This window comes from Nonomuraea sp. NPDC048881 (assembly GCF_040649795.1).
Classification (GTDB): Bacteria; Actinomycetota; Actinomycetes; order Streptosporangiales; family Streptosporangiaceae; genus Nonomuraea.
Genome location: NZ_JBEZGC010000046.1, coordinates 1 through 4989, shown reverse-complemented (window position 1 = coordinate 4989; position 4989 = coordinate 1). Strand labels below are relative to the sequence as shown.

General features: G+C 69.2%; 5 protein-coding genes. 3 read left to right on the top strand and 2 right to left on the bottom strand.

Translation table 11 applies throughout. The features are described from left to right. Positions 1-206 precede the first annotated feature (206 nt). The 3 genes from AB0C33_RS51050 to AB0C33_RS51040 are packed head-to-tail and all read left to right on the top strand — an operon-like array spanning position 207 to position 3886. A complete protein-coding gene (locus AB0C33_RS51050; RefSeq protein ID WP_358303093.1) occupies positions 207-674 on the top strand; it encodes a group II truncated hemoglobin in 468 nt (155 codons plus the stop codon). Between the two features lie 9 nt (positions 675-683). Then, positions 684-3218 (top strand): DUF4118 domain-containing protein, encoded by a 2535-nt coding sequence (locus AB0C33_RS51045; protein WP_358303091.1) that lies wholly within the window; start codon positions 684-686, stop codon positions 3216-3218. Continuing rightward, positions 3215-3886, top strand: coding sequence for a response regulator (locus tag AB0C33_RS51040; protein ID WP_358303089.1), 672 nt, complete (start codon positions 3215-3217; stop codon positions 3884-3886). Before AB0C33_RS51045 ends, AB0C33_RS51040 begins: the two co-directional genes overlap by 4 nt. Here the strand turns inward: AB0C33_RS51040 and AB0C33_RS51035 are convergent. Both AB0C33_RS51035 and AB0C33_RS51030 read right to left on the bottom strand, forming a co-directional pair. Beyond that, on the bottom strand, positions 3874-4068 hold the full coding sequence (locus tag AB0C33_RS51035; protein ID WP_358303088.1) for a hypothetical protein: 195 nt from the start codon (positions 4066-4068) through the stop codon (positions 3874-3876). The genes AB0C33_RS51040 and AB0C33_RS51035 overlap by 13 nt on opposite strands. Positions 4069-4183: 115 nt before the next feature. Next, a complete protein-coding gene (locus tag AB0C33_RS51030; RefSeq protein WP_358303087.1) occupies positions 4184-4597 on the bottom strand; it encodes a hypothetical protein in 414 nt (137 codons plus the stop codon). Between the last annotated feature and the right edge of the window lie 392 nt (positions 4598-4989).

Below are 4989 nucleotides of genomic sequence, written 5' to 3'. Positions count from 1 at the left end.
CCCACTCTTCCCCTCCCCGACGCTCTTCCTATCTGAGCTTTTGGGTAGCTCGCTGGGCTCATAACCCAGAGGTCGCAGGTTCAAATCCTGTCCCCGCTACCAATCCGAAGTCCCCGGTCGCCATACGGCGACCGGGGACTTCGTCGTTTCCGGGCCTCGTCGGGCCGGGTCTTGTCCTACGACCCACGTGCTGATTACATGATTACATGACGGAAAAAGACGTCCCGACCATCTACGAGTGGGCGGGCGGGACCGAGGCGTTCGAACGGCTGACCGCGACGTTCTACCGGACCGTCCTCAAAGACGACCTCATCGGGCCGCTGTTCGCCCATATGGACCCCGACCACCCCAAATACGTCGCCATGTGGCTCAGCGAGGTCTTCGGCGGTCCCGACCGGTACACCCACGAACGCGGCGGTTATTCCCACATGCTCGCCCACCACCTGGGCCGGGCCATCACCGAACCGCAGCGTCGCCGCTGGGTGAACCTCCTCATGGACGCCGCCGACGAGGTCGGTCTGCCCGACGACCCCGAGTTCAGGGCCGCGTTCGCCGGCTACATCGAATGGGGCACCCGGCTGGCCGTGCACAACTCCCAGCCCGGCGCGACGCCGCCCCCGGAGGCGCCGGTTCCGCACTGGGGCTGGGGAGTCGCTCCGCCATACCAGCCGTAACCTGGAGAAATGGGAAGCACGTCGCGCGGGCGGCTGCGGGTCTACCTGGGGGCGGCGCCCGGCGTCGGCAAGACGTACGCCATGCTCAGCGAGGCGCGACGGGCCAAGGAACGCGGACGTGACGTGGTCGTGGGCCATGTCGAGACCCACGGCCGCGACCAGGTCGCCCGCCTGCTCGACGGGCTGGAGACCGTGCCGGGCCGCACCGTCGTCCATCGCGGCGCCACGTTCACCGAGCTCGACGCCGACGCGGTCATCGCCCGCCGCCCCAAGGTCGTGCTGGTCGACGAGCTCGCCCACACCAACACGCCCGGCTCCCGGCACGCCAAACGCTGGCAGGACGTCCAGGACATCCTGGACGCCGGCATCGACGTCGTCTCCACGCTCAACATCCAGCATCTGGAGTCCCTGCGCGACGTGGCCGAGCAGATCACCGGCCTGCCGCAGCGCGAGACCGTCCCCGACGACCTCGTCCGGCGGGCCGACCGGCTCGAACTCGTCGACATGTCACCCGAGGCCCTGCGCCGCCGCCTCGCCCACGGCAACGTCTATCCGCCGGAACGCGTCGACGCCGCCCTCGCCAACTACTTCCGCGTCGGCAACCTGTCCGCTCTACGGGAGCTCGCCCTGCTCTGGGTGGCGGACCGGGTCGACCGGCAGCTCATCGCGTACCGGGCCGACCACGACATCGCGGGCACCTGGGAGGCCCGCGAACGCGTCGTCGTCGCCCTCACCGGCGGCCCCGAGGGCGACACCCTCGTCCGCCGCGCCGCCCGCATCGCGGCCAGGACCAAGGGCGCCGACCTGCTCGCCGTGCACGTCACCCGGGCCGACGCCCTGTCCACCGCGAGCGACCCGGCCAACCTGGCACGCCAGCGCAAACTCGTCGAGGACCTCGGCGGCACCTACCACCAGGTCGTGGGCGACGACATCCCGCGCGCGCTGATCGCGTTCGCCGACGGAGTGAACGCCTCGCAACTCGTCCTCGGCGCCTCCCGGCGAGGACGGCTCGCGCAGCTGCTCACCCGCGGCGTGGGCATGACGACGGCCACGCTGTCCGGCTCGATCGACGTGCACATGGTCCCGCACGAGGCCGTCAGCGGAGGCTCCGGCCGGCCGCAGCCCGGGGGAGCGCTGACGCGTCGGCGCAAGTCGGCCGGATGGGCCCTGACCCTGTCCGCCATGCCGGCGCTCACCGCCGTGATCGCGCCGCTCGACCTGAGCCTGCCCAGCGAGATCCTGCTGTTCCTGCTGCTGGTCGTCGGCGTCGCGCTGGTGGGCGGGATGTGGCCGGCGCTCACGGCGGCGGTGCTCGCGTTCGGGCTGCTCAACTGGTTCTTCACGCCACCGGTGCACACCCTGACCATCGCCGAACCGGAGAACGTGCTCTCGCTGGCCATCTTCGTCCTGGTCGCCGCCATGGTGAGCACGGTCGTGGACCTGGCCGCCCGGCGCAGCAGGGAAGCGGCCCGGTCCAGGGCGGACGCCGAAGTTCTCTCCACACTGGCCGGACACGTGTTGCGCGGGGAGTCCGCGATTGCCTCGCTGCTCGGACGGTTGCGCGAGACGTTCGGGCTGACCGCGGTGACCCTGCTCGAAAGGGACGATCCGTCGGGTGACTGGCGCATCGTCGCCACGTCCGGCGGCCCCCCGATCACCACCCCGCCCGCCCCCACCCCGAACCACACCGGACCGGACGGCGGGAGCGATGTGGTCACCATCGACGACCGGCTGCTGCTCGCGACCCGCGGCCGGCTGCTCGACGCCAGCGACCGCCGCGTCCTGGAGGCGTTCGCCGCCGAGGCCGCCGTCGCCCTGCGCCAGGAACGCCTGCGCGAGGCGGCCGAGCGCGCCGAGCCGCTGGCAGAGGCCGACCGCATGCGCACCGCGCTGCTCGCCGCCGTCGGCCACGACCTGCGCACTCCCCTCGCCTCGGCGATGGCCTCCGTGGAGAGCCTGCGCAACACCGACATCATCTGGTCCGACGACGACCGCGCCGAACTGCTGGCCACCGCCGGCGAGTCCCTGGTCAAACTGAACCGTCTCGTGTCGAACCTGCTCGACATGAGCCGCCTCCAGGCCGGGGTCCTGGGCGTCACCCTGCGGCCCGTCGCCGTCGAGGACGTGCTGCCACGCGCCATCGACGACCTCGGCCCGCTGCGCGACCGGGTCAGAAGTGACGTCCCGGCCGATCTGCCGGAGTTCCAGGCAGACCCGGCGCTGCTCGAACGCGTCCTGGTGAATCTGATGGCCAACGCCGTCCGCTACAGCCCCGAAGCCGAGCCCGTGCTCGTCACCGCGAGCTGGCACGGCGAACGGGTCGAACTGCGCGTAATCGACAGGGGGCCAGGGATCCCCACGGAAGCGCATGAAAAGGTGTTCATGCCCTTCCAACGACTCGGCGACCGCGACAACCACACCGGTGTGGGCCTCGGCCTCGCACTCTCGCGCGGCCTCACCGAGGCGATGGGCGGCACGCTGCTCCTTGAGGACACCCCCGGAGGAGGGCTCACCATGACGGTCTCACTGAGGAGGGCCCTGTGACCCGCGTGCTCGTCGTCGACGATGAGCCCCAGATCCTGCGTGCTCTGCGCATCAACCTGGCGGCCAGACACTACGAGGTCGCGGTCGCCTCCGACGGCGCATCGGCGCTGCGCCAGGCCGCCGACTGGCACCCCGACTTGGTCGTCCTCGACCTCGGCCTGCCCGATCTCGACGGCGTCGAGGTGATCCAGGGGCTGCGCGGCTGGACGAAGGTTCCGATCATCGTGTTGTCGGGACGTACCGACAGCACGGACAAGGTGGACGCCCTCGACGCCGGAGCCGACGACTACGTCACCAAGCCGTTCGGCATCGACGAGCTGCTGGCCCGCATCCGCGCGGTGACCCGCCGCACGAACCAGCACGAAGAGGAACCCGCGACGGTGCGGCTGGGCGATCACGTGATCGACCTGGCCGGCAAGACGATCTCAGGTGGCGTACGGCTGACCCCGACGGAGTGGCACTTCCTGGAGATCCTGCTTCGCAATCCCGGCAAACTGATCAGCCAGCGGCAGCTGCTGACGGAGGTGTGGGGCGTCAGCTACCTGAAGGAGACGCACTACCTGCGCCAGTACATGGCCCAACTGCGCCGCAAGCTCGAACGCGACCCGGCCCATCCCGTGCACCTGCTGACCGAGCCCGGAATGGGATACCGGTTTCAGCCCTCCTGATCCCTGGCCAGGACGACCGCCTTGAGCACCGCCCACCCGAGCAGCAAGGCCCCGAAGAGCACCTGAGCGACACGCACCCACAGCGAAGACGTCTGATCCGCATAGATCACAACACCGATCCACATCAGACCAAATATCCCGACCAGGATGATTGCCGACCAGTTCAGCCCACGTTGCCACATACGCGCAGTCTTACAGCCGGGTAGCCAAGACCGGGTATGGCCACAGTCCTCATCAGGTCGAAGCCTGAGCCCCTGGGGAATCAGCCCTGGGCGAGCGGTGACTGGGCCGGCCGGCTCAACGGGGGAGCGTCCGGTGCGCGCCGACGCACCGCCGCAGGCGCATCCCGCGCATCCGCACGACCGGCGGTTGTTGCTGCTGCTCGTCGTGCATGTAGGCAAGCAGTGCCTCAGCCGTACGGGCGTCGGACAGGATCTGCCGCACGGCGTCCTCGTCCTCGGGCAGCTGACCGCGCTCGGCCAGCTCGCGCGTGAGGAAGGCGAGCGGGTCGGGCGCGCCGACCATGTCCGCGGCCATGGTCGTCCGCGCCGCCGTGAGCAGTCGCAGGTAATGGGTACGCAGGACGGCCTCGCGCACGCGTGCCTGTTCGAGGTCGTCGATCAGCGTCCGGGCGATGCGCAGGAGGTCTCCCGCATGGGTCGCCGGATCGGCGAGGAAGGCACGGATGTCATCGAACTCCGAGCGGGTCATGGCGGGCACCTCCGAGAGCGCAGTCTGCTCGTGGCTACCTTCGTACCGAGGCACGATTGCGGATGACTTGCTGACCGCTTGACTTCGGGTGTCGTACGGACGGCGATGACCAACGTTTGACGATCTTGTGACGAGGGAAGGACCCTACGATTACCTGTGTGGCGCGAAGTACGTGCGGGAGACTGCTAGAGTTGCTTCGCGCAGGGCGGCCAAGGGGCTCGCAAGAGCCTCAACAGAAGCCCGGCAAATCCCACTTCCTTCTGGTTCATTCAAGACGGTTCAGAGCGGTCCGAATGAGCTGGTAAGTTAGAGGGGTTGTCCCGGAAGCGGGGCGCGACTTAATTCCAGCAGGTCGAGCAAGCCCGGTCAATTTGACAGAGACTTGAACGGCT

Excerpts from the sequence above, each read along its gene's own strand:
- AB0C33_RS51035 (WP_358303088.1), bottom strand. The coding sequence starts at position 4,068 with ATGTGGCAACGTGGGCTGAACTGGTCGGCAATCATCCTGGTCGGGATA.
- AB0C33_RS51045 (WP_358303091.1), top strand. The coding sequence starts at position 684 with ATGGGAAGCACGTCGCGCGGGCGGCTGCGGGTCTACCTGGGGGCGGCG.
- AB0C33_RS51050 (WP_358303093.1), top strand. The coding sequence starts at position 207 with ATGACGGAAAAAGACGTCCCGACCATCTACGAGTGGGCGGGCGGGACC.
- AB0C33_RS51030 (WP_358303087.1), bottom strand. The coding sequence starts at position 4,597 with ATGACCCGCTCGGAGTTCGATGACATCCGTGCCTTCCTCGCCGATCCG.